Here is a 1,899-nt window from a genome sequence, read left to right as displayed (position 1 = left end):
TCAAAACACCAAATATGGTCTATAAATTAACCGCATAAAATCAATTTTAACCTGTAGCCATATTTCAGGGCAAGACAGCTTAACAAACATTACGGAAAGATTAAAATACAAGGTGTAATTTAACTGAATTTCAGTAAATTGCGAATCAGTTTTATTAACAATAAATCAGAGTTATTAACAACCAACCCGCATTGATGCGGGTTGGTTATTGAAAAGTTATTAACAATATTTGGAAAAATGAAAGATTTAACACAGTCAGACATAGATAGACAAAACGTATTAAACAATAGTTTAGTACTCGATAATCTAAGAACTTACTTAGGTGTTCCAGGAATGTTTTTCCAGGAAGAATATAGATATACAAAGCAACAAATTTCTGAATTTTATCAAATAGACATAGCAACTACAGAAAGATATCTTGATAATAATGAAAAAGAAATAAAGCATAATGGTTATGTAGTTCTAAAAGGTAAAACTTTAAAAGAATTTAAAAACCAATTTGGGCATATTTTAAACCTATCTAGTAAAACTGCTCATTTAGGTGTTTTTAACTTTAGGTCATTTTTAAATCTCGGAATGTTATTAGTTGAAAGTGAAATAGCTAAAGCTTTACGCAGTAAAATACTAGATATCGTTATAGATAGTTTAAATGAAAAAGCAGGTGGTTCAACAAAATATATAAATCAAAGAGATGAGGACTTTTTAAATACAATTATAAAAGAACCACACTATAGAAAAGAATTTGCAAACGCCTTAAACCTATATTTAGACTTAGGAAATATTAAATATGCTATATATACAAGTAAAGTATATCAATGTATTTTTAAAGAAGATGCTGTCGAATATCGCAAAATACTAAAACTCGAAAACACTGAGAATTTAAGAGATACAATGTATGCAGAAGTTTTAAAACTTATTGCTTCTTTTGAAAATGGTCTATCACACGAAATGAAGAAAAAATCAGAAGAATTAGGCAGAAAAATAACTCAAACAGAAATGGATTTGCTTCTTGATAATTTTGCTAATCATCCTCTTTTCAAACCACTAGTCGAAGATGCTAGGATTAAAATGGCAAGTAGAGATTATGGCTTTAGAAAAGTATTTCACGAAAGCTTAAAAAATTATATAAGTACAGTTTCTAAATCTGATTTCGATAGATTTTTAGGAGAAAAAAGTAAGTCACTCGAAGATAGAATTGATGAAAATATAGATGTTTTTAAACGATTAAAAAACCGATAATATGACTTTTATATATTTCGATTTTAATTATGCAGTAAAGGAACACGATTATATTATAGAGCACTCTGGAGGTTTATCAGGAGCAAAAGATTTGGGACAACTTCACGCAACATTAGATTTTGTTCAAGATAATAATTACTATCCTGAATTAGAAGATAAAGTTGCTTACTTATTTTACTCTATAAATAAAAATCATGCATTTAATGACGGAAACAAAAGGTCATCTATCGTTTTAAGTGCTTATTTTCTTGAAATTAATGGTCTAGACCACATTGTTTCAAAATTTATATCTTTAATGGAAAATATTGCTGTAGATGTTGCTGACAATCTAATAGATAGAGAATTACTCAAAGAGATTATTGCCTCAATTATTTATGATGAAGATTTTAGTTACGAACTGAAATTAAAAATAATAGAAGCAAAAACTAAGTAAAAAGCCAGTTTACAACACCGTATATAATTTATTGCTTGGTTCTCGCCTACTTACGAAAATCCTCGCGGACTTTCTTGGTCAGTTAATATTTACTAAATTAGTTGCTTGAAACACGCAACAAACCATATACAAACACGTTGTGCGTCATTTTGACTTGTACTGAAAAAAGGCTACATAATTTCAAACAATTATGTATAAAAATGACAAAGTAATTAGACGTTACAGTG

At 28.4% G+C, this 1,899-nt stretch carries 2 protein-coding genes; both read left to right on the top strand.

Going from position 1 to position 1,899, the window contains the following annotated elements; genetic code table 11:
• The first annotated feature begins 237 nt into the window (after positions 1 to 237).
• Positions 238 to 1,239 (top strand): DNA-binding protein, encoded by a 1,002-nt coding sequence (locus tag HM984_RS17295; RefSeq protein WP_179350096.1) that lies wholly within the window; start codon positions 238 to 240, stop codon positions 1,237 to 1,239.
• Position 1,240: 1 nt separating this feature from the next.
• The gene (locus HM984_RS17290; RefSeq protein ID WP_179350095.1) at positions 1,241 to 1,672 is read left to right on the top strand and encodes a type II toxin-antitoxin system death-on-curing family toxin; all 432 of its coding nucleotides are present in this window, start codon (positions 1,241 to 1,243) and stop codon (positions 1,670 to 1,672) included.
• Positions 1,673 to 1,899 lie beyond the last annotated feature (227 nt).

The organism is Winogradskyella pacifica, from assembly GCF_013403915.1.
Lineage (GTDB): Bacteria > Bacteroidota > Bacteroidia > Flavobacteriales > Flavobacteriaceae > Winogradskyella > Winogradskyella pacifica.
Note: the sequence above shows the minus strand (reverse complement) of the source record. Positions and strands in the feature narration are given on the sequence as shown.

Excerpts from the sequence above, each read along its gene's own strand:
- HM984_RS17290 (WP_179350095.1), top strand. The coding sequence starts at position 1,241 with ATGACTTTTATATATTTCGATTTTAATTATGCAGTAAAGGAACACGAT.
- HM984_RS17295 (WP_179350096.1), top strand. The coding sequence starts at position 238 with ATGAAAGATTTAACACAGTCAGACATAGATAGACAAAACGTATTAAAC.